Genomic DNA, 21,290 nt, shown 5'->3' with positions numbered 1-21,290 from the left:
GAACATCAGGGGTGTTGAATGTGAGGTATGAGTGCAGACCGACTGAGGCAGATCACCGACGCGGTGCGCGAGAGCGGCCGCCGCAGCGTCCTGGAGCTGGCCGAGCTCACCGGCGCCTCCGAGATGACGATCCGGCGCGACCTGGAGCTCCTGGCCGAGCAGGGCGTGCTGGAGCGCTACCGCGGCGGCGCCCGCAGCCTGCTGCTGCGCGGCGAGGAACCCCCCTTCGCCCTGCGCGCCCAGGACGGCCCGGAGCTCAAGCGGCGCATCGCGGCCGAGGCCGCCGCGCTGATCGCGGACGGGGAATCGGTCGTCGTGGACAGCGGGACCACCTGCCTGGAGGTGGCGCGCGCCCTGCACCACCGCCGCCTCACCGTGATGCCGCTGTCCCTGCAAGCCGCCAACGCCCTCGCGGACGCCCCGCAGTTGACGCTGCTGCTGCCCGGCGGCCAGCCGCGCCGCGGGGAACTCTCCCTGATCGGCCCGCTGACCGAGGCCTCTCTCGCCGCCCTGCGCTTCGACACCGCGATCATCGGCTGCTGCGGGCTGACCGCCGCCGACGGCCTGACCGCCTACGACCTGGCCGACGCCGCCGTCAAGCGCGCGGCCATCGCCTCGGCCCGCCGCGTCATCGCCGTCGCCGAACCCGCCAAGCTCTCCCGTACCGCCCTGGCCCACGTCATCCCGGCGTCACGGCTGCACGCCGTCGTGACCGGCGAGGACGCCCCGGCCGAGGCGACCGGGGCGCTGACGGCCGAGGGCGTCATCGTACGGAAGGCGTGAACCCCGTAGACCCCGTGAACCCTGTGGACCCCGCGACCCCCGCGACCCCCGACGCAGTGCTCTTCGACCTCTTCGGCGTCATCGCCCGCCACCAGTCCCCCGAGGGGTGGGCCCGGCTCGTCGCCACCGCCGGCGTACCCGCCGCGGCCTTCCGGGGCGCGTACTGGTCCCTGCGCCCGCCCTACGACCGCGGCGACCTCACCGGCCCCGCGTACTGGCGGGCCGTCGCCGGGACCCTCGGCGTCCGTTTCGACGCGCGCCGCACCGCCGCCCTGATCGAGGCCGACGTCGCGAGCTGGAGCGCCGTCGACGAGGAGATGGTGGACCTGATCGGGGAACTGGCCGTGAGCGGCCGGCCGATCGCGCTCCTCTCGAACATCCCCGAGGACCTCGCCGGCCACTACGAGCGCCACCACCCCTGGCTCGGCCACTTCGGGGTCCGCGCCCTCTCCTGCCGGATCGGCCACGCCAAACCCGAACCGGAGGCCTACGGCTGGGCCCTGCGCGCCCTCGGCCTCGAACCCGGCCGGATCCTCTTCGTGGACGACCGGGAGGACAACCTCCGCGCCGCCCGGGCCCAGGGCCTGCGCACGCACCTGTTCACCACCCCGGCCTCCCTGCGCCGCGCCCTCCCCTAGCGCGCCGGTCCTCAGGCCCCGGGGTCGGCCAGCCAGTTGCCGTGGAAGCCGTGCGGCACCCGCGCCGGGAGGTGGACGGTGGCGACCGGCGGCGCCGCGAGGTCGTCCGCGTCCAGCACGACCAGGTCGCTGCGGTCGGTGCGGGCGTCGTGGACGTACGTCATCAGCCAGCCCGGCCCGCCCCCGGCCGGGTCCGCGTCGGCCGGGGCGAAGGCGGCCTCGCCCGGCGTGCGGCCCGGGCCGAAGTCGTGGGAGGCCGAGGCGCCGGTCCGCAGGTCGTAGCGGACCAGGGCGCTCCCGCAGGTCACGTGGCCGAACGCCGCGTCCAGCCCGGTCAGCCGGTCGTCCACCCGGGGGAACTCGCCGGGCCGGTCGTCGCACTGCTCCTCCCGGACGGTCCCCGTGGCCGGGTCGGCCGTCCACTTCCAGAGCACGGCCTGCCGGTCCTCGTCGACGGACCCGTCCGCGGCGCGCCGCCCCAGCTCGGGATAGCGCATGCCGTGCACGACGACGGTCCCGTCCGGCGCGTCGTACGCGTTGAGCGTGTGGAACACGTAGCAGGGGTCGATGTCGAACCACCGCACCCGCCCGTGCGGGTCGTCGCGGCGCAGCAGCCCCAGCCGCGCACCGTAGCCGTCGTCCCAGCGGTAGGGCATCCCCTTGCCGACGAGGCCGAGGTCGAACACCACGGGCAGGTCCATGAAGACCACGTGCCCGGCGGTGAGGGCGAAGTCGTGCATCATCGTCGGGCCGGGCACCTCGACCGGCCTGCTGAGCACCAACTCGCCCGAGGCGTCCGCCCGGTGGTAGGTGAGGTACGGGGCCTCCAGGGTCCCGTAGCCGAAGAAGTGCAGCTCCCCGGTGACGGGGCAGGCCTTGGGGTGCGCGGTCATCGCGGTGGCCAGCCTGCCGCCGAAGTCGTACGGGCCGACGGTGTCCAGGCCGGGGGAGAGCTCGTACGGCAGGGCCGTCTCGACGAGGGCGAGGGTGCGCCCGGCGTGCCGCACGACGTGGGTGTTGGCCGGTCCCGCGGTGAGGTCGCGGTGGCCCCGCTCGTCGTACCCGCGGGCGCCGTCGGTGAAGGTGCTGGTGCGCACCCACCGGTTGCGGTACGAGACGGCGCGGCCGCCCTCCAGCCGGACGCCGTGGACCATGCCGTCCCCGAAGAACCAGTGGGCGGAGGCGGCGTCGGCCGGGTTCGGCCCGTTGCGCAGGTACCAGCCGGTGAGGGCGTCGGGGAGCCGGCCGGTGACGGTGAGGTCGTGGGCGGTGAGTTCCTCCCGGACCGGGGCGTAGTTGCCCGCGAGGTGACGGGGAGTGCTCATCGGGCACCGCCCTGCGCCTTGGCCCGGGCGGCGGCGACGTAGCGGACCGTGAACAGCATCGGGACGACGAACCCGGCGGCCTGGACCAGCGTCGCGCCGGTCGAGTGCCCCTGACCGGCGTGGGCGAGGGCCGCGAGTGCGCCGGCCGTGACCGCGAAGGCGCCGGTCCACACGCCGGTGATGACGGTGTTGATCCGGACGAACGGCTTCAGGCCCCAGAGCTCGCGGGGGGTGGTGCGCTTGGCGATGCCGAGGGTGAACGGCTTGCCCACGAGCAGCGAGCCCCCGGCGATGAGGGCCAGGGTGGCCGAGGAGAGGGCCGCGGAGTAGGCGTGGACCCCGGAGTCCGGATCGGCGAAGGCGATGCCCGTCAGGGCCGCGAAGAAGACCGCCGACCCGATCTCGATGATCAGCGCGTCGAAGCCGGCCCCCGCCCGGCGCTGCTGGAGGGTCACGGCCACCGCGGCGACCAGACCGGCGAGCGCGCCCCACTGCCACCGGTCGGACGGGAACACCGCGAAGACGATCCACGGAAGGAAGGTGCGCACGTAGGACATCGGACAACCCCCGGTCTGACTGACGTTCCTGTTCTGACATGTCGAAGTTAGACGTTCCAGAACTGACATGTCAATGATGGAAGGTAAGGTGAGGGGCATGAGCCTTCGACACGCCCTCCTCGGACTCCTGTCAGAGCGCCCCGCCAGCGGTTACGACCTGCTCAAGCGCTTCGAGACCTCACTGGCCAACGTCTGGCCGGCCACCCAGAGCCAGATGTACACGGAGCTCTCCAAGCTCTCCGCCGACGGCCTGATCACCGTCTCGGCGGAGGGCCCGCGCGGCCGCAAGGAGTACACCCTCACCGACGAGGGCCTGACCGAACTGCGCCACTGGCTCACCGAGACCAGGCCGCAGCGCAACACCCGCAGCGACCTCCTGCTGCGCGTCTTCTTCCTCGACGTGCTTCCCCCGGAGCACGCGCGGGGCTACCTCGCCTGGCTGGCGGACATGTCGCAGCGGGAGTACGAGGACCTGCGCCGCCTGGAGGAGTCCATCGACTGGGGCGACGACCCCCTGTCGGTCAACGGCCGCATCGCCCTGGAGTACGGCCTCCGCCTCAACGCCATGCGCCGCGAGTGGGCCGAGTGGGCCGCGGACCGGATCGGCTAGCGGGGACCGCGACGCCGGGACAAACGAAAAGCCCCGCTGCGAGCAGCGGGGCTTTTCGACAACGTGCCCGGTGAGGCACTGGCGGAGGATACGAGATTCGAACTCGTGAGGGGTTGCCCCCAACACGCTTTCCAAGCGTGCGCCCTAGGCCTCTAGGCGAATCCTCCGCCGCAAACAATACAAGACGTTGAGGGGTGCTCGCGAACACGATCCGATCTTGGGTTTCCGGAGGGGGCCGGCGCGGGGTCCCGTGAGCGGATCGGTTCGGGGGTGGGTCGATTCCGGGGTCCCGGATCCGCTAGGGTGGGGCCCAGCCCCTCACGTGGCGCTATCTCACCCAACTCCCCCAGGGCCGGAAGGCAGCAAGGGTAAGTGGGCTCTGGCGGGTGCGTGGGGGGCGCTTTGCGTTCCGGGGCGGGTCCGGGCGCCGGTCCGGGGGCGGGTCCGGGGCGTCGGCGGGCCGCTGATGTCGGTGGGCCCGGATAACCTCGTAGACGTGTCGTCCCTTGCGCTGTACCGCCGCTACCGCCCCGAGTCGTTCGCCGAGGTCATCGGGCAGGAGCATGTCACTGCCCCGCTGATGCAGGCCCTGCGGAACAACCGGGTCAATCACGCGTACCTGTTCAGCGGGCCGCGCGGTTGTGGAAAGACGACCAGCGCGCGCATCCTCGCCCGCTGCCTGAACTGTGAGCAGGGTCCCACCCCGGAGCCGTGCGGCGAGTGCCAGTCCTGCCGCGACCTGGCGCGCAACGGGCCGGGATCGATCGACGTCATCGAGATCGACGCCGCCTCGCACGGTGGTGTCGACGACGCCCGTGACCTGCGCGAGAAGGCCTTCTTCGGGCCCGCGTCCAGCCGGTACAAGATCTACATCATCGACGAGGCCCACATGGTCACCTCGGCGGGCTTCAACGCCCTGCTGAAGGTGGTCGAGGAGCCGCCGGAGCACCTCAAGTTCATCTTCGCCACCACGGAACCCGAGAAGGTCATCGGGACCATCCGTTCGCGCACGCACCACTACCCCTTCCGGCTGGTTCCGCCCGGCACCCTGCGCGACTACCTGGGCGAGGTCTGCGGCCGCGAGGGAGCCAAGGTCGAGGACGGCGTGCTGCCGCTCGTCGTGCGGGCCGGGGCCGGGTCGGTGCGTGACTCCATGTCGGTCATGGACCAGCTGCTCGCCGGCGCCGCCGACGAGGGTGTGACGTACGCCATGGCGACCTCCCTGCTCGGCTACACCGAGGGCTCGCTCCTCGACTCCGTCATCGACGCCTTCGCCGCCGGGGACGGGGCCGCCGCCTTCGAGGTCGTCGACCGCGTGGTGGAGGGCGGCAACGACCCGCGCCGCTTCGTCGCCGACCTGCTGGAGCGGCTGCGCGACCTGGTGATCCTGGCCGCCGTGCCCGACGCCGGGGAGAAGGGGCTCATCGACGCCCCCGCCGACGTCGTCGAGCGGATGCAGGCCCAGGCCTCCGTCTTCGGCGCCGCCGAGCTGTCGCGCGCCGCCGACCTGGTCAACGCCGGGCTCACCGAGATGCGCGGGGCGACCTCGCCCCGGCTGCAGCTGGAGCTGATCTGCGCCCGGGTCCTGCTCCCGGCCGCCTTCGACGACGAGCGCTCCCTCCAGGCCCGGCTGGACCGGCTGGAGCGCAGCGGGCCCCCCGCCGGGGCCTTCGCCGCCGGGTCCTTCACCGCCCCGCCCGCGGCCGCGCCCGCCATGGGGTACGTGCCCGCGCCCGAGGCGCACGGCATGGCCCCGGCCGGGCCGGGCGGCGGGGTCGCCGCCGCGCGTGCCGCCGTACGGGCCCCCGCGCCGGAGGAGGCCCCGGCGCCCGTGGCCGCTCCGGCGGCGCCCGTGGTCCCGGCCCCGGTCGCCCCGCCCGCGGTCGCCCCCGTTCCGCCCGCCGCCGCGCCCGCACCCGCCCCCGGTGCCTGGCCCGGAGCCGCGCAGCCCGGCAGCGGTGCCCCCGGCGCCTGGCCCGGCGCGGCGGCTCCCGCGCAGGCCGCCGCGCCCGCCGCCGCCCCCGCACAGCCCGCCGCGGGAGCCTGGCCCAGCGCCGCGGCCCCCGGCAGCGGCACCCCGGCGCCCGCGCCCGCCGCCGCCCCCGTGGCGGCTCCCGCGCAGGCCGCCGCCCCCGTCGCCGCGCCCTCCCCCGGCATGGCCGCCGGAGCCGGGCAGGTCCAGGCGATGTGGCCCGCCGTCCTGGAGGCCGTCAAGAACCGCCGCCGCTTCACCTGGATCCTGCTCAGCCAGAACGCCCAGGTCACCGGCTTCGACGGGACCACCCTCCAGCTCGGCTTCCCCAACCCCGGAGCCCGCGACAACTTCGCGAGCAGCGGCAGCGAGGACGTCCTCAAGGCGGTCCTGGCCGAGCAGTTCCAGGTCAACTGGAAGATCGACGCCGTGGTCGGCGCGGGCGGGGGCGGCAGCCCGGCTCCCGTCCAGCACCCCTCGTACGGGGCCCCGGCCGCACCCGCCCACACCCCGCCGCCGCCCCCGCAGCAGCCCCAGGCGCCCGCCCCGCAACAGCAGTACCAGCCGCCCCAGCAGTCGGCCCCCGCACCGCAGCCCCCGGTACAGCAGGCGCCCCCGCCGGTCGCCCCCGAGGACGACTTCGCCGAGGAGGACGATCCGGACCTCGTCGAGAGCGCCCTGACCGGACACGACCTCATCGTGCGCGAGCTCGGAGCCACCGTTGTGGAGGAATACACGAATGAGTAGCCCCTCGTAGTTGGGTGGCCGCACGAAACGCGCCACGCCGTCCGGGCTACCCTGGGCGGCGTGAAGGTCCTCGTCATCGGCGGCGGCGCCCGCGAACACGCCCTGTGCCGCTCTCTGTCCCTCGACCCCGACGTCTCCGCGCTCTACTGCGCCCCCGGCAACGCCGGCATCGCCGAGGTGGCGGAGCTGCGCCCGGTCGACGCCCTCGACGGCGCCGCGGTCGCGGCGCTCGCCACCGAACTCGGCGCCGACCTGGTCGTCGTCGGACCGGAGGCGCCCCTGGTCGCCGGGGTCGGCGACGCCGTCCGCGCGGCCGGCATCCCCGTCTTCGGCCCGTCCGCGCAGGCGGCGCAGCTGGAGGGCTCCAAGGCCTTCGCCAAGGACGTGATGGCCGCCGCCGGGGTCCCGACGGCGCGCAGCTACGTCTGCACCACCGCGGAGGAGGTCGACGAGGCGCTCGACGCCTTCGGCGCCCCCTACGTCGTCAAGGACGACGGTCTCGCGGCCGGCAAGGGCGTCGTGGTCACCGAGGACCGGGCCGCCGCCCGCGCCCACGCGCTGGCCTGCGACCGGGTCGTCATCGAGGAGTACCTGGACGGCCCCGAGGTCTCGCTCTTCGCCATCACCGACGGCGTCACCGTCCTCCCGCTCCAGCCCGCGCAGGACTTCAAGCGCGCGCTCGACGGCGACGAGGGCCCCAACACCGGCGGCATGGGCGCGTACTCTCCGCTCCCCTGGGCCGACCCCAAGCTCGTCGACGAGGTCATGGCGCTGGTCCTCCAGCCCACCGTCGACGAACTCCGCCGCCGCGGCACCCCCTTCTCCGGCCTGCTCTACGCCGGCCTCGCGATCACCTCCCGCGGCACCCGGGTCATCGAGTTCAACGCCCGCTTCGGCGACCCCGAGACCCAGGTCGTCCTCGCCCGGCTGCGCACCCCGCTCGCGAGCGTCCTGCTGAACGCCGCCCGCGGCACCCTGGACGCCGAGCCGCCGCTGAGCTGGCGCGACGACGCCGCCGTCACGGTGGTCATCGCCTCGCACAACTACCCGGAGACCCCGCGGACCGGGGACCCGATCGAGGGCCTCGCCGAGGTGGCGGCCCAGGACGCGCCCGACGCCTACGTGCTCCACGCCGGGACCCGGCGCGAGGGCGACGCGGTGGTCAGTGCGGGGGGTCGGGTGCTGTCGGTGACGGCGACCGGTTCCGACCTGGCACAGGCCCGCGAGAAGGCGTATAAGGCGGTCTCGCGGATCAAGCTCGACGGTTCGCAGCACCGTACGGACATTGCGGCCAAGGCGGCCGAAGGCCGCTGACCAGCAGGGTCGTGGCGAGGCGGGCCCGGTGCGCGGGAAGGCGCACCGGGCCCGCGCGCGTCTTCGCGTGCGACTGCATCCGGCCGCGTTCGAACGCATCCACCTTTGCCCAAAGCCATTCCATCGGGTGATCGTCACCCGGACCGCCTGACGTCCGCGCCGGCCCCAACTAGGGTGCGGCGCAAGCATTCCGGCACATGGCCCACCGGCATTGCGATGTCGGTGGCGGGTGTCACAGTGGGGGAGTGAGCAACGCCGCCGCAGGGCAGAGGGGGTGAGGTCCGGCCGTGTCCGGAACCGGTTCGACCGCAGAAGTGGGCACGCCGTCCGCGCGTTCCCGGGCCCTCGCCGTGCTGCGGGTCCGCAGCAGGGCGCTGGCAGCCGTGCTGTTGCCCGCCGCCCTCGCGGTGGTGCTCGTGGCCGCCCGGATGACGGGCCGGCTGGCCGGTGACCCCTGGCCGGCGGTGACCCTGGCCGTGTGCGCCGTCGCCGCGCTGGTGCTGCTGGCCGGCGGGATCTTCGGCGCCGTCGTCCTGCGCGCCCGCCCCGCCGTGACGCCGACGGTCCCGCTCTCCGAGGCCGCCGCGCCCGACCTCTACCGCCTGGTGCGCGACCTCGCCGACCGGATGGACGTTCCCGCGCCCTCCGCGATAGCCCTGACCCCGGACTGCGACAGCTGGCTGGAGGACCGTGCGCACGCGGCCCACCGCCGGGCCGGGGTCCGCGCCTCCGGCGGCATAGCCGGTCCCGCGGGGCCGGAGTCCGAGCCGGGCGCCGCCCCCGTGCTGGTGATCGGCTCGCCCTTCCTGTGGTGGATGCGGGTCGCCGAGCTACGGGCGGTCCTCGCGCCGGTCGTCGCCGGTACGGGCCCTTCCGCCCACCCGGACATAGCCGACGCGCGCGGCTTCGTCCGCGGACTCGACGCCGCTGTGGACGTCGGGAGCCGGCCCGGCCTGGGCTGGATCGCCCACTGCGCCCGGCTGCTGCTGAGGCTGTGCCGGACGGACGCCGCCGAGATGGAGCGCGGGGTGGCGGCCGCCGCCGCCGACCGCGCCCAGGGCGTGGACTACGGGCTGCGCATCGTCGCCCAGGAGCAGGTCGGCCTCGCCTACGCGGGCTGGGACCGGCTGCTGACCCGGGTCGCCCTGCCCGCCTGGCGGATGGGCCGCTGGCCCGCCCACCTAGACGCCGGGGTGGTCTCCGCCCTGACCGAGCTGTCCCGTCGCGACCGGCTGGCCGACGAGTTCACCTCCCGGCTGGGCGAGCGTCCCGCGTGCGACCTGCTGGAGCAGCCCGGCGCGGTCGACGAGGCCACCTCCCTGCTGGCCGCCCGGCTCTTCCACGGCGGTCCGGCCGAGGCCGGACCGGACTGGTCGCCGGTGGACTGGGCGGCGTACCCGGAGGAGGTCGTGGACCGCAAGTGGCGTACGGAGGCGGCCCGCCTCCACACGGCGCTGGACGCCCTCTCCGTCCCGGCGGGCCTCCCGAGGTCCCCGGCGACCCCCCAGACCCCGCAGACCCCGCCGAAGCCCCCGGTGCCGGCGAGGACCGCCGCCCCGTCCGCCGCCCCGCGCCCTGCCCCGGCAGCCGTTTCCGGCTCCGCCCCGGGCCCCGTCACGGCTCCCGCGGGCCCGTCCGCGGGACCCGGCCGGGACGCGGCGGGCGGCGGGCGCCCCGCCTTCGTGCCGCCCGCCGAGGACGGCTTCGGCGGCCCGACGCTGGAGCGGGTGCTCGCGTACCTCACCGACCCCACCGGCGAGGCCGCCGCCGGAGACGCCCTGGCCGGGCGGATCGGCGGGGACCTGGCACGGGAGGAACGCGCCGCGGGCTCCGCCGCGGGCCCCGGCCGCACCGGCGGCGCGGACACGCTGCCGCTCTTCCCGCTCCAGCCCCCGCGCAGTGGCCGGGACCTGCTGGCCGACCACGTCACCGCGCTGGTCTGCTGCGCCGCCGTGGACTCGGCCGGCGCGGCCCCGGGCCTGGACTGGCTCGACGGCCCGGTGCTCCTCGTCGGCGGGCGCCGCCGCGCCGACCTGGCCCCCCGGGTGCTCTCCCTCGTCGAGGACGGGGACCCGGCGCCCCTGCGCGAATGGCTCGCGGAGGTCGGCGTACGGCCCGAGAAGCCCGTCCGCCTCGTCTGAAGGCGCCGCCCGGGGTTCCGGTCACGCCAATTCGCGACGAACGGTGACGGACTGCGTGCGTTATGTGATGTGCTGGGACCGGTCGCGGCGGCGCTGTCCGAAAACCGCCGGACCGGACTGACGGAATCGCGTTCGGGGGAGTGAGGGAGGGGACGGTATGGGTGCGGACCAGATCCGGCGGTGGGAGTCAGGTGCGCTCGCGCACGCGGTCAACGACCCCTTCGGCCAGGGCCCCCTGCCCTGGTTCCGCGGCAGCGAGCTGTACTTCGACGACACCGGCCACGTCGTCCCCTGGTACGTGGACCCCGCCGTGACCCCCGGCCGGGTCCCCCGCGCCCGCAGCAGCGGCCCGCTCACCGCCGACGACGTGCACCGCCAGATCAAGGGCTTCGCCTCCACCGGCGCGGTCGCCCCCGGCGAGGCCATCGACTTCCACATCACCGTCGACCCGCCCCAGCAGTTCTCGGTCGACGTCTACCGGATCGGCCACTACGCCGGCGACGGCGCCTCCAAGATCACCACCAGCCCCCGGCTGTCCGGGATCGTCCAGCCGCCCCCGCTCACCGCCGACCGCACCGTCTCCTGCCACCACTGGTGGCTCTCCTGGCGCCTCCAGGTGCCCTCGTACTGGAGCGTCGGCGCGTACGTGGCCGTCCTGACCACCGTCGACGGCTACCGCTCCCACATCCCCTTCACGGTCCGCGACGACCAGCCCGCCGACCTCCTCCTGCTGCTCCCCGACATCACCTGGCAGGCCTACAACCTCTACCCCGAGGACGGCCGCACCGGCGCCAGCCTCTACCACGCCTGGGACGAGGAGGGCCGCCTCCTCGGCGAGCGCGACGCCGCCATCACGGTCTCCTTCGACCGCCCCTACGCGGGCGCGGGCCTGCCCCTGCACGTCGGCCACGCCTACGACTTCATCCGCTGGGCCGAGCGCTACGGCTACGACCTCGCCTACGCCGACACCCGCGACCTCCACGCCGGCCGCGTCGACCCCACCCGCTACCGCGGCCTGGTCTTCCCCGGCCACGACGAGTACTGGTCGGCCCCCATGCGCCGCACCGTCGAGCGGGCCCGCGACCACGGCACCTCGCTGGTCTTCCTCTCCGCCAACACCATGTACTGGCAGGTCGAACTGGGCCCGTCCCCCTCCGGGGTCGAGGACCGCCTCCTCACCTGCCGAAAACGCCGCGGCCCCGGCCGGCCCAGCCTGTGGCGCGAGGTCGACCGCCCCGAACAGCAGCTCCTCGGCATCCAGTACGCGGGACGGGTGCCCGACCCGGCCCCCCTGGTCGTGCGCAACGCCACGCACTGGCTCTGGGACTCCACGGGCGCGGCCGAGAACGACGAACTCGACGGCCTGGTCGCCGGCGAGGCCGACCGCTACTTCCCGCGCACCCAGCTCCCGGAGCACCGGGACCGGATCCTGCTCGCGCACTCCCCGTACCTCGACAGCGAGGGCGCCAAGCGCCACCAGGAGACCTCCCTCTACCGCGCGCCCAGCGGCGCCCTGGTCTTCGCGTCCGGCACCTTCGCCTGGTCCCCGGCGCTCGACCGCCCCGGCCACGTCGACGAGCGCGTCCAGCGGGCCACGGCCAACCTCCTCGACCGGATCTGCAAGCGCGACTGACCCCGCCCGCCCCCGCACGCGGTCCCCCGCGAAGCCGCCCCCGACCACCCGGACGGGCGCCCCCGCCGACCCGGACGGGCGCCCCCGCCGACCCGGACGGGCGCCCCCGCCGACCCGGGCGGCCGACCCCCCGACCCGGGCACGGGCCCCCGTGCGGGAGAATGGCCCTGCGCTCGTACAGAACCACAGGGAGACTCCGTGCCCGGATTCGTCGAAAAGCCCGAGCCGGTGCAGGTGCCCGGCCTCGTCCACCTCCACACCGGCAAGGTCCGTGACCTCTACCGCGACGAGGACGGCCGCCTCGTCATGGTCGCCAGCGACCGCATCTCCGCCGCGGACTGGGTGCTGCCCACCGCGATCCCGGACAAGGGCCGCATCCTGACGCAGCTCTCCCTCTGGTGGTTCGACCAGCTCGCCGACCTGGTCCCGAACCACGTCATCAGCACCGAACTGCCCGCCGGCGCCCCCGCCGACTGGGCCGGCCGCGCCCTGGTCTGCCAGAACCTCGACATGGTCCCCGTCGAGTGCGTGGCCCGCGGCTACCTCACCGGCTCCGGCCTCGCCGAGTACAAGCAGTCCCGTACGGTCTGCGGACTCGCCCTCCCCGAGGGCCTCGTGGACGGCTCCGAGCTGCCCGCCCCGATCTTCACCCCGGCCGCCAAGGCCGAGGTCGGCGACCACGACGAGAACGTCTCCTACGAGGAGGTCGCCCGCACCACCGGCGCCGAGACGGCCGCGCTGCTGCGCCAGGCCACCCTCGCCGTGTACGGGCGCGCCCGGGACATCGCGCGCGAGCGCGGGATCATCCTGGCGGACACCAAGTTCGAGTTCGGCTTCGACAAGGACGGCACCCTGGTCGCCGCGGACGAGGTCCTCACCCCGGACTCCTCCCGCTTCTGGCCCGCCGACCAGTGGGAGCCGGGCCACGCCCAGCCCTCGTTCGACAAGCAGTACGTCCGTGACTGGCTGGCCTCCCCGGCCTCCGGCTGGGACTCCAAGGGCGAACTGCCGCCGCCCGTCCTCCCGCAGGAGGTCGTCGAGCGGACCCGGGCCAAGTACGTCGAGGCCTACGAGCGCCTCACCGGCCAGACCTGGAGCTGAGACACGAAGAAGGCCCCGATCGGAGAACCGATCGGGGCCTTCAGCTGAGCGGACAACGCGACTCGAACGCGCGACATCCACCTTGGCAAGGTGGTGCTCTACCAACTGAGCTATGTCCGCCTGTGCGCCTTGGCGCGAGGACAACTATACCCAACCTCGCTCGCGTGCGAGACGCACTGCGGTGTGACGGTTCTCGGCGCCGAGTTTCGTGGCCGCCGACGACAGGTAGTTGCGCACCGTCCCCGGGGACAGCGAGGCCCGCTCCGCGATCTCCGCGATCGGCGCCCCGTCCGCCGCGAGTTCCAGGACCTCGGCCTCCCTGGCCGTCAGCGGGGAGTCCCCCGCGCTGATCGCGTCGGCCGCCAACTCCGGGTCCACGTACCGGCCTCCGCCGTGCACGGTGCGGATCAGCTCGGCCAGCCGCTGCGCCGAGACCGTCTTCGGGGCGAAGGCCCGCACGCCCGCCGCCAGCGCCCGCTTCAGGTGCCCGGGACGGCCGTGACTGGTCACGATCATGGTCCTGCAGTCGGGCAGTTCGGCCCGGATCGCTGTGGCGACACTCACACCGTCGGCCCCCGGCATCTCCAGGTCGAGCACCGCCACGTCGGGCCGGTGCGCCCGCGCCATCGCCAGGGCCTCCGGCCCCGAGGCGGCCTCGGCGACGACCACCAGGTCGTCCTCCAGGCCCAGCAGCGCGGCCAGCGCACCCCGGATCAGGTGCTCGTCATCGGCCAGAAGTACCCGTACGGGAGTCACGCCCGCACCTCCACTCGTCTCGGTCCGTCTCCCGGAACCTCGGCCCGCAGCCGGAACCGGCCGCCCTCGACCGGTCCCGCCAGCAAGGTCCCGTCCACCGCCGCGAGCCGCTCCCGCAGTCCCGCGAGCCCCGATCCGGGCGGGCCGGCCGGGGCGTCGGGCGCCCCGTCGTTCTCCACCAGCAGGGTCACCGCGCCGGAAGGCCCCCCGGCCGTCACCCGGATCAGGCAGTTCCGGGCGTCCCCGTGCCGCAGTACGTTCGTGGTCGCCTCCCGGACCACCCAGCCCAGTGCCGACTGCACCTCGGCCGACAGCGTCCGCCCGGCCGCCTCGAACTCGACCCGGCAGTCCATTCCGGCGGCGCTCAGCACCCCGCGCGCGCCCTCCAGTTCCACCGCGAGGTCCGCCTCCCGGTACCCCCGCACCACGTCGCGCACCTCCCGCTGCGACTCCCGCGCGATCCGCTGCACCTCGATCATCTGGTCGACCGCCTCCGGCCGTTCGCGCCGGGCCAGCTGCACCGCCAGCTCGCTCTTGAGCGCGATCACCGCGAGGTTGCGGCCCATCACGTCGTGCAGGTCCCGGCCGAACCGCAGCCGCTCCTCGGCCACCGCGAGCTGCGCCTGGAGCTCGCGGGTCCGGTCCAGCTCGTGGACGGTGGTCAGCAGCCACCCGGAGAACCCGTAGGCGATGGCCAGGAACATGCCGGTCAGCAGCACCCCGATCAGGTACCCGAGGGACTCGCCCGCGCCGATCCCGAGGGCGTACGCCGCCGCGCCCGCGGCCCCCGCCGCGGCCAGCGGGACGTACCGCATGTGCCGGACCTTCTCCAGGGCGAGCACCACCGCGCCACAGCCGAAGCCGGCCAGCCCGCCCACCAGCGTGATGGACACCGACTCGTCGAGGTGCCCGGTCCGGCGCAGGACGAGGAGGGCCAGGCAGGCGACGGCCGTCACGACGACCACCGCCGCCACGAGCCGTACGGGCCGTTCCCGGCTGCCCACGATCCAGTCCAGCGCCCTGGAGGTCAGGCACCCGATCACGAGGGAGTGGACGCTCACCACCAGGAGGAGGGCGAAGGAGACCGCGAGCGGGCCGCCGTCGGCCGCCGGGGCCAGCCCGGGCAGCCCGAACCCCACGATCTCCATGGCTATGAAGAAGTGGAAGGACCAGCGCGTGTACAGCTCGACCTTCCCCGCACTGCTGCGGCGCTTCCACCACCCGGTCAGCTTCGACACGGCCCGTTCCCCCGGATCCCTCGTACTGGCGGCGCGGTACCCGGCGGACCGCCGCCGCACGGCCGTCACCGCGACCATGATCCAGACCAGTGTGACGGCGGCCGGCGCCCCGAGGTGACCGTTCGACACCACCGCCCCGGCTTCGCTGTGTCGCTCATGGACCCAGCCTCGGTGCGGTCCGGCGGGTCCGGCAGTGCGTGCCGTCACGGCCCGCGATGACATTTGTCACCGGAAAGTGAGGTGTGCCACAAAAGGGGAGAGGGGGGTGATCGCGTCGGAGAACGACAAAGGCCCCGATCGGAGATCGGGGCCTTTGTTCTCTGAGCGGACGACGCGACTCGAACGCGCGACATCCACCTTGGCAAGGTGGTGCTCTACCAACTGAGCTACGTCCGCATGCTTCCCACGGCACAAGTGCCGTGCTCTGCGTGCATCACTCTACCTGATCCACAACCGTGGACGGTAAAGCGCTGCAGAGCGGGTGACAGGGATTGCACACTGCGCCTCCCCCCTGGAAGGGGGGTGTTCTGCTACTGAACTACACCCGCACGACTTCGGGGCTCCGGCCTTTCGGCCTCGCCCCTCGGCGTGATCCACACACTAGCCGATCGGAGGGGGTGGATGGCAAATCCGGGGTCAGTGGGCTTCGTTGTAGGCCGCGTAGACCCGCTTCGGGATGCGCCCGCGGGGCGGCACGTCGTGGCCGTTGGACCGGGCCCAGGCCCGGACGACCGCCGGGTCGGGGGCGACGGACGTGTGCTTGAACGCCTTGCCGGAACGGGACTGCCGGCGGCCCGCGGCCACGAAGGGGGCCAGGCCCTTCCGCAGTTTCTTTGCGTTGGCCACATTGAGGTCGATCTCGTAGGTCTTACCGTCCAGGGAGAACACGACCGTTTCCGCCGCTTCTCCGCCGTCGATGTCGTCGGAGATCGTGACTACTACGCGCTGCGCCACGGATATCGGTCCCTTCGTGCGCCGTCCCCGCGCGCGTGACGTGCGGTGATGTCGCCTGTGTGGATGTTTCGGTGGAATGCATCAAACCGTCGGAATCCCGGCTGATTCCTTTGTACCGCGATTCTCATTCAATTGCGAAGCCCAGTTAATTCTCCCCGCGTGTCCCGCCGCAATGCCGTGCGCGTGGTTTTCCGGTGGATTTTGCGAAGCGTTGGTGAAGCCGAAACGGCGGGCCGGTTGCGGCCGCCCGATATCTACCCGCGTAGAAATTTTGGCCGGGTACGCTGAGGGAACCGCCTTGCACCAACCACCTCATCGGGAGTGCCAGTGGCACGCGTCGTAGTCGACGTCATGCTCAAGCCGGAGATCCTCGACCCCCAGGGCCAGGCGGTGCAGCGTGCACTGCCGCGCCTGGGCTTCGAGGGGATCGCCGACGTCCGCCAGGGGAAGCGCTTCGAGCTGGAAGTGGAGGGACCGGTCGACCAGGCCGCCCTCGACCGCATCCACAAGATGGCCGAAACCTTCCTCGCCAACACCGTCATCGAAGACTTCACCGTGAAGGTCGAGGCCTGACGGTGACCACTCGCATCGGTGTCGTCACGTTCCCCGGAACGCTCGACGACCGTGACTCGCTGCGCGCCGTCCGCCTCGCGGGGGCCGAGCCTGTCTCGCTCTGGCACCGCGACAAGGACCTCCACCAGGTCGACGCGGTCGTCCTCGCGGGCGGCTTCTCCTACGGGGACTACCTGCGCGCCGGAGCCATCTCCCGGTTCTCGCCGGTGATGGAGACCATCATCGAGCAGGCCAAGGGCGGCATGCCCGTCCTCGGCATCTGCAACGGCTTCCAGGTCCTCACCGAGGCGCACCTGCTGCCGGGGGCGATGCTCCGCAACAACCACCTGCACTTCATCTGCCGCGACCAGAAGCTGCGGGTGGAGAACGCGGAGACCGCGTGGACCGGCGACTACACCGCCGGCCAGGAGATCTCCGTGCCGCTCAAGAACATGGACGGCCGCTACACCGCCGACGAGCGCACGCTCGACGAACTGGAGGCCGAAGGCCGAGTGGCCTTCCGGTACCTCGACGTGAACCCGAACGGCTCGCTGCGCGACATCGCCGGCATCACCAACGCCGCGGGCAACGTCGTCGGCCTGATGCCGCACCCCGAGCACGCGGTCGAGCCGCTGATCGGGACGGGCCGCACCGACGGCCTCCCGTTCTTCACGTCGGTCCTGAAGAAGCTGGTCAGCGCATGAGCCTCGACACCGTCAAGAACGCCTCCGAGACCCCGGACGCCTCCCAGCCCTGGAAGGAACTCGGCCTCAAGGAGGACGAGTACGCCCGGATCCGCGAGATCCTCGGCCGCCGGCCCACCGGCGCCGAGCTCGCCATGTACTCCGTCATGTGGTCCGAGCACTGCTCGTACAAGAGCAGCAAGGTCCACCTGAAGCAGTTCGGCGAGAAGGTCCCGCAGAACGACGCCATGCTCGTCGGCATCGGCGAGAACGCCGGCGTCGTCGACGTCGGCCAGGGGTACGCGGTCACCTTCAAGGTCGAGTCGCACAACCACCCGAGCTACATCGAGCCCTACCAGGGCGCGGCCACCGGCATCGGCGGCATCGTCCGCGACATCCTCGCCATGGGCGCCCGCCCGGTCGCCGTCGTCGACCCGCTGCGCTTCGGCGCGGCCGACCACCCCGACACCAAGCGCGTCCTGCCGGGCGTCGTCGCGGGCATCGGCGGCTACGGCAACTGCCTGGGCCTGCCCAACATCGGCGGCGAGGTCGTTTTCGACGCCTGCTACCAGGGCAACCCGCTGGTCAACGCCGGCTGCATCGGCGTGATGAAGCACGAGGACATCCACCTCGCCAAGGCCTCCGGCCCCGGCAACAAGGTCATCCTCTACGGTGCCCGCACGGGCGGCGACGGCATCGGCGGCGTCTCGGTCCTCGCGTCCGAGACCTTCGACGACACCAAGCCCACCAAGCGCCCCGCGGTGCAGGTCGGCGACCCCTTCCAGGAGAAGCTCCTCATCGAGTGCACCCTGGAGATCTTCAAGGAGAAGCTGGTCGCGGGCATCCAGGACCTCGGCGGCGCCGGGCTCTCCTGCGCCACGTCCGAGCTGGCCTCCGCCGGCAGCGGCGGCATGCGCGTCGAGCTGGACACCGTCCCGCTGCGCGACGCGACCCTCTCGCCCGAGGAAATCCTCATGAGCGAGTCGCAGGAGCGCATGTGCGCGATCGTCGAGCCGCAGCACGTCGACCGCTTCATGGAGATCTGCGAGAAGTGGGACGTCATCGCCACCGTCATCGGTGAGGTGACCGAGGGCGAGCGCCTGGAGATCTTCTGGCACGGCGAGCAGATCGTGGACGTGCCCCCGGGCACCGTCGCCCACGAGGGCCCCGTCTACCACCGCCCGTACGCGCGCCCCTCCTGGCAGGACGCCCTCCAGGCGGACGACGCCGGCAAGCTGCCGCGGCCGCAGACCTCCGAGGAGCTGCGCGCGCAGGTCCTGGCGCTGGTCTCGTCCCCGAACCAGGCCTCGAAGTCCTGGGTCACCGACCAGTACGACCGCTTCGTGCAGGGCAACACGGTGCTCTCGCAGCCCGAGGACGCCGGCATGGTCCGCATCGACGAGGAGTCCAACCTCGGCGTGGCCATGTCCACCGACGGCAACGGCCGCTACGCCAAGCTCGACCCGTACGCGGGTGCGCAGCTGGCGCTGGCGGAGTCGTACCGCAACGTGGCCGCGACCGGCGCCAAGCCGCTCGCGATCTCCGACTGCCTGAACTTCGGTTCCCCCGAGGACCCGGACGTCATGTGGCAGTTCGCCGAGGCCTGCCGCGGTCTCGCGGACGCCTGCCTGGAGCTGGGCACCCCGGTGACCGGCGGCAACGTCTCGCTCTACAACCAGACCGGCGAGGTGGCGATCCACCCGACCCCGGTCGTGGCGGTCCTCGGCGTGATCGACGACGTCAACCGCCGGACGCCGATGGCGTTCAAGGAGACCGGCCAGCTGCTGTACCTGCTCGGCGACACCGCCGAGGAGTTCGGCGGCTCCGCCTGGTCGCAGGTCGTCCACGACCACCTCGGCGGCCTGCCGCCCAAGGTGGACCTGGGCCGCGAGAAGCTGCTGGGCGAGATCCTGATCTCGGCCTCGCGCGACGGCATGATCGACGCCGCGCACGACCTGTCGGACGGCGGTGTCATCCAGGCGCTGACCGAATCCTGCCTGCGCGGCGGCAACGGCGCCCGCGTCGTGGTGCCCGAGGGCCTGGACGCCTTCACCTTCCTCTTCTCCGAGTCCGCGGGCCGCGCCATCGTGTCCGTCCCGCGCAGCGAGGAGCTCCGCTTCACCGACATGTGCGGGGCGCGCGGTCTGCCCGCGACCCGCATCGGTGTGGTGGACGGCGAGGAGATCGAGGTCCAGGGCGAGTTCAGCCTCCCGCTGGCCGAGCTCCGCGAGGCCCACGAGGCGACGATCCCGGCCCTGCTGGCCTGATCCCCGCCCCGCCCGTACGCGTACGAGCCCCCGGTCCGGATTCCTCCGGCCGGGGGCTCGTCCGTTGTCCGGACCGGTGGACGCCCGATTTTGTACGGACTTACGTAATGACGTAACTTCAGGGTATGGACCTGGAAGCACGTGTCGCCGAGCTGGAACGCCGGCTGGACGCACTCGAAGCGGACCCGCCCCCGCGCCCGGAGCCCCCCGAAGGGGACTTCTGGGCCCTGGAAGGCTGGAAGGAACGGCTCCCGGCCCTCGGCGCCGACACCGGCGGCGTCCTGTTCACCGGCGCGGTCACCCTCCCCACCGGCGAGCGCTACGAATGGCAGCAGGCCGCCCCCACCACCGCACTCCTCGCCGACGGACCCGACGTACCCGACGGCGGGACCGACGGCAGCCGCACCGCCGACTCCCTCGCCGCCCTCGGCAACCCCGTACGGCTGCGCCTGCTGCGCGAGATCCTGGCCGGACGCCGCACCGCCGCCGAACTGACCGCCCTCGACGGGGTCGGCACCAGCGGCCAGGTCTACCACCACCTGCGCCAGCTGACCGCCGCCGGCTGGCTGCACACGACCGGCCGGGGCCGCCACGAGGTTCCCGGCGCGCGGGTGGTCCCCCTCCTCGTCCTGCTGTCGGCCGCGACCCCGCCCGGGGCCGCCCGCGAGTAGGGTCGCCCCATGCCGCCCGCCAAGAAGAAGCCGCGCACCTACGACCAGGCGAAGGTCCGCGCGGCCGTCACCGCCCAGTTCGGCCACGTCGCCGCGGCGGTACGGACCCTGACCCCCGAGCAGCTCGCGCGGCCCAGCGGGCTCGGGGAGTGGAGCGTCGCCGAACTCGCCGCCCACATCGCCTGGATCGCGGACTCCCTGGCCGGCGGCCTGGCCCGGCCGCCCGCCGCCGTCCCCGAGCTGAGCGCCGTCGAGTGGCCCTTCGCCACCGCCTCCCTCGCCGGGAAGATCAGCGAGGCCGCCCGCGAGACCCTCACGGGCGCCCCGCTGCCCGAGCTCTACGACCGGGCGGCCGCGCGGATGGCCGAGGCCCTGGAGCGCAACGCCGGCAGCCGGGTTCTCGACCTGTGGATCGGGGACATGACCCTCGCCGACTTCCTCGTCACCCGCACCGTGGAGCTGGTCGTCCACACCGACGACCTCAACCGGGCCGTGCCGGGCCTGGAGGTCCCCGTCGAGCGGCAGGCCCTCGCCGCCTGCACCCGGCTGCTCGCCGACGCCCTCGCGGTGAAGGCGCCCGGCGGCTCGGTGGAGGTGCGGATCCCGCCCTTCGCGGTCGTCCAGTGCGTCGAGGGCCCCCGCCACACCCGCGGCACCCCGCCCAACGTGGTGGAGACCGACCCGCTGACCTGGCTCCGCCTGGCCACGGGCCGCACCGCCTGGGCGCGGGAACTCGACGCCGCCACGGTCAGGGCCAGCGGCGAGCGCGCCGACCTGGCCGGGCTGCTGCCCCTGATGGGCTGAACGGGCGAGGGCGGGGAACCGGCCGGGCCCGCGCCCCGTCCCAGGAGCATGCGTACCCTCAGGAACCTCGCCCCCGGGCCCGTCCTGTTCGCCGCGCTCGCCCTCGCCGGCTGCCAGGGCGGCGCCCCCGACGCCGCCCTCACCCCGGACGGCGCCGCCACCCGGCCGCCCGCCGTGGACGCCCCGCTCACCGCGACCACCTGGACGGTCGGCGCCGTGGACGGCACCGCCGCCCCCGCCGGCCGGGAGGCCAGGTTCTCGCTCGCCCCCGACGGGCAGGTGAGCGGCACCCTCGGCTGCAACCGTTTCAGCGCCCCGGTCACCGTCACGGGCACCACCCTCACCATCGGTCCGCCGGCCACCACCCGGATGGCCTGCGAGGGCCCGGCGGGAGAGCAGGAACGGGTCCTGACCGCACTGTTCGCCGCGGGCCCCCTGACCTGGCGCGTCCACGACCGGACCCTCACCCTGACCGCCCCCGACGGCCGGAACCTCACCGCCGAGGCGGGCTCCGCCGCCGAATGACGACCGACGACCGACGAGG

General features: G+C 73.6%; 20 protein-coding genes, 4 tRNA genes and 1 other RNA gene. 16 read left to right on the top strand and 9 right to left on the bottom strand.

What is annotated here, in order from left to right; all coding sequences use genetic code 11:
- Positions 1-27 precede the first annotated feature (27 nt).
- Both SLAV_RS41815 and SLAV_RS41810 read left to right on the top strand, forming a co-directional pair.
- Positions 28-783, top strand: coding sequence for a DeoR/GlpR family DNA-binding transcription regulator (locus tag SLAV_RS41815; protein ID WP_030225562.1), 756 nt, complete (start codon positions 28-30; stop codon positions 781-783).
- Positions 784-797: 14 nt separating this feature from the next.
- The gene (locus tag SLAV_RS41810) at positions 798-1,421 is read left to right on the top strand and encodes an HAD family hydrolase (protein ID WP_234333381.1); all 624 of its coding nucleotides are present in this window, start codon (positions 798-800) and stop codon (positions 1,419-1,421) included.
- Between the two features lie 11 nt (positions 1,422-1,432).
- On the opposite strand, the gene SLAV_RS18280 is transcribed toward SLAV_RS41810, so the two are convergent.
- Positions 1,433-2,746 (bottom strand): carotenoid oxygenase family protein, encoded by a 1,314-nt coding sequence (locus SLAV_RS18280; protein ID WP_030225566.1) that lies wholly within the window; start codon positions 2,744-2,746, stop codon positions 1,433-1,435.
- A complete protein-coding gene (locus tag SLAV_RS18275; RefSeq protein ID WP_030225568.1) occupies positions 2,743-3,303 on the bottom strand; it encodes a hypothetical protein in 561 nt (186 codons plus the stop codon). The genes SLAV_RS18280 and SLAV_RS18275 overlap by 4 nt, the downstream gene beginning before the upstream one ends.
- A gap of 97 nt (positions 3,304-3,400) precedes the next feature.
- Here SLAV_RS18275 and SLAV_RS18270 point away from each other — a divergent pair, with 97 nt between their 5' ends.
- Positions 3,401-3,913: a PadR family transcriptional regulator gene (locus tag SLAV_RS18270; RefSeq protein WP_030225570.1), complete on the top strand. Its 513-nt coding sequence runs from the start codon at positions 3,401-3,403 to the stop codon at positions 3,911-3,913.
- Between the two features lie 79 nt (positions 3,914-3,992).
- Here the strand turns inward: SLAV_RS18270 and SLAV_RS18265 are convergent.
- Positions 3,993-4,080 (bottom strand) — tRNA-Ser (locus SLAV_RS18265).
- A 142-nt stretch (positions 4,081-4,222) separates the two neighbouring features.
- Here SLAV_RS18265 and ffs point away from each other — a divergent pair.
- The 6 genes from ffs (at position 4,223) to SLAV_RS18235 (ending at position 12,821) form a co-directional block, all read left to right on the top strand.
- Positions 4,223-4,321, top strand: an RNA gene (ffs, locus tag SLAV_RS18260) — signal recognition particle sRNA small type.
- An 88-nt stretch (positions 4,322-4,409) separates the two neighbouring features.
- Complete coding sequence (locus SLAV_RS18255) at positions 4,410-6,632, top strand: DNA polymerase III subunit gamma and tau (protein WP_030225571.1); 2,223 nt, start codon at positions 4,410-4,412, stop codon at positions 6,630-6,632.
- Positions 6,633-6,692: 60 nt separating this feature from the next.
- Positions 6,693-7,946, top strand: coding sequence for a phosphoribosylamine--glycine ligase (gene purD, locus SLAV_RS18250; RefSeq protein ID WP_030225573.1), 1,254 nt, complete (start codon positions 6,693-6,695; stop codon positions 7,944-7,946).
- A 287-nt stretch (positions 7,947-8,233) separates the two neighbouring features.
- Positions 8,234-10,087: a M48 family metalloprotease gene (locus tag SLAV_RS18245; RefSeq protein WP_030225574.1), complete on the top strand. Its 1,854-nt coding sequence runs from the start codon at positions 8,234-8,236 to the stop codon at positions 10,085-10,087.
- Positions 10,088-10,244: 157 nt separating this feature from the next.
- Positions 10,245-11,720, top strand: coding sequence for a N,N-dimethylformamidase beta subunit family domain-containing protein (locus SLAV_RS18240; RefSeq protein ID WP_030225576.1), 1,476 nt, complete (start codon positions 10,245-10,247; stop codon positions 11,718-11,720).
- Positions 11,721-11,918: 198 nt separating this feature from the next.
- A complete protein-coding gene (locus tag SLAV_RS18235) occupies positions 11,919-12,821 on the top strand; it encodes a phosphoribosylaminoimidazolesuccinocarboxamide synthase (RefSeq protein WP_030225578.1) in 903 nt (300 codons plus the stop codon).
- 47 nt (positions 12,822-12,868) lie between these two features.
- On the opposite strand, the gene SLAV_RS18230 is transcribed toward SLAV_RS18235, so the two are convergent.
- The 3 genes from SLAV_RS18230 to SLAV_RS18220 all read right to left on the bottom strand — a co-directional run bounded on the left by SLAV_RS18230 (position 12,869) and on the right by SLAV_RS18220 (position 14,815).
- Positions 12,869-12,941 (bottom strand) — tRNA-Gly (locus tag SLAV_RS18230).
- Positions 12,942-12,965: 24 nt separating this feature from the next.
- Complete coding sequence (locus tag SLAV_RS18225) at positions 12,966-13,577, bottom strand: response regulator transcription factor (protein WP_030225579.1); 612 nt, start codon at positions 13,575-13,577, stop codon at positions 12,966-12,968.
- Positions 13,574-14,815 carry a sensor histidine kinase gene (locus SLAV_RS18220; RefSeq protein ID WP_030225581.1) on the bottom strand — a complete coding sequence of 414 codons (1,242 nt, stop codon included), beginning with the start codon at positions 14,813-14,815 and terminating at the stop codon, positions 13,574-13,576. Before SLAV_RS18220 ends, SLAV_RS18225 begins: the two co-directional genes overlap by 4 nt.
- On the opposite strand from SLAV_RS18220, the gene SLAV_RS41545 reads away from it, so the two are divergent.
- Complete coding sequence (locus SLAV_RS41545) at positions 14,724-14,933, top strand: hypothetical protein (RefSeq protein WP_167456777.1); 210 nt, start codon at positions 14,724-14,726, stop codon at positions 14,931-14,933. The genes SLAV_RS18220 and SLAV_RS41545 overlap by 92 nt on opposite strands.
- A 205-nt stretch (positions 14,934-15,138) precedes the next feature.
- Here SLAV_RS41545 and SLAV_RS18215 read toward each other — a convergent pair.
- The 3 genes from SLAV_RS18215 to SLAV_RS18205 all read right to left on the bottom strand — a co-directional run bounded on the left by SLAV_RS18215 (position 15,139) and on the right by SLAV_RS18205 (position 15,769).
- A tRNA-Gly gene (locus SLAV_RS18215) sits at positions 15,139-15,211 on the bottom strand.
- A gap of 80 nt (positions 15,212-15,291) precedes the next feature.
- A tRNA-Gly gene (locus SLAV_RS18210) sits at positions 15,292-15,363 on the bottom strand.
- An 88-nt stretch (positions 15,364-15,451) separates the two neighbouring features.
- Positions 15,452-15,769: a histone-like nucleoid-structuring protein Lsr2 gene (locus SLAV_RS18205; RefSeq protein WP_030225583.1), complete on the bottom strand. Its 318-nt coding sequence runs from the start codon at positions 15,767-15,769 to the stop codon at positions 15,452-15,454.
- 321 nt (positions 15,770-16,090) lie between these two features.
- On the opposite strand from SLAV_RS18205, the gene purS reads away from it, so the two are divergent.
- The 6 genes from purS to SLAV_RS18175 all read left to right on the top strand — a co-directional run bounded on the left by purS (position 16,091) and on the right by SLAV_RS18175 (position 21,271).
- Positions 16,091-16,342 (top strand): phosphoribosylformylglycinamidine synthase subunit PurS, encoded by a 252-nt coding sequence (gene purS / locus SLAV_RS18200; protein WP_008740952.1) that lies wholly within the window; start codon positions 16,091-16,093, stop codon positions 16,340-16,342.
- 2 nt (positions 16,343-16,344) lie between these two features.
- Entirely contained in the window at positions 16,345-17,025 is a 681-nt protein-coding gene (gene purQ, locus SLAV_RS18195; RefSeq protein WP_030225586.1) for a phosphoribosylformylglycinamidine synthase subunit PurQ, read from the top strand.
- Complete coding sequence (purL, locus tag SLAV_RS18190) at positions 17,022-19,271, top strand: phosphoribosylformylglycinamidine synthase subunit PurL (RefSeq protein ID WP_037686178.1); 2,250 nt, start codon at positions 17,022-17,024, stop codon at positions 19,269-19,271. The genes purQ and purL overlap by 4 nt, the downstream gene beginning before the upstream one ends.
- A 125-nt stretch (positions 19,272-19,396) precedes the next feature.
- Positions 19,397-19,942 carry an ArsR/SmtB family transcription factor gene (locus SLAV_RS18185; protein WP_030225588.1) on the top strand — a complete coding sequence of 182 codons (546 nt, stop codon included), beginning with the start codon at positions 19,397-19,399 and terminating at the stop codon, positions 19,940-19,942.
- Positions 19,943-19,951: 9 nt separating this feature from the next.
- Positions 19,952-20,746, top strand: a complete 795-nt coding sequence (locus SLAV_RS18180) for a maleylpyruvate isomerase family mycothiol-dependent enzyme (protein ID WP_030225590.1) — start codon at positions 19,952-19,954, stop codon at positions 20,744-20,746.
- A 48-nt stretch (positions 20,747-20,794) separates the two neighbouring features.
- On the top strand, positions 20,795-21,271 hold the full coding sequence (locus SLAV_RS18175) for an META domain-containing protein (RefSeq protein WP_051840256.1): 477 nt from the start codon (positions 20,795-20,797) through the stop codon (positions 21,269-21,271).
- Positions 21,272-21,290 lie beyond the last annotated feature (19 nt).

The organism is Streptomyces lavendulae subsp. lavendulae, assembly GCF_002803845.1.
Classification (GTDB): domain Bacteria; phylum Actinomycetota; class Actinomycetes; order Streptomycetales; family Streptomycetaceae; genus Streptomyces; species Streptomyces lavendulae.
The sequence above is the reverse complement of the archived record's forward strand: the minus strand, read 5'-3'. Positions and strand labels throughout refer to the sequence as shown.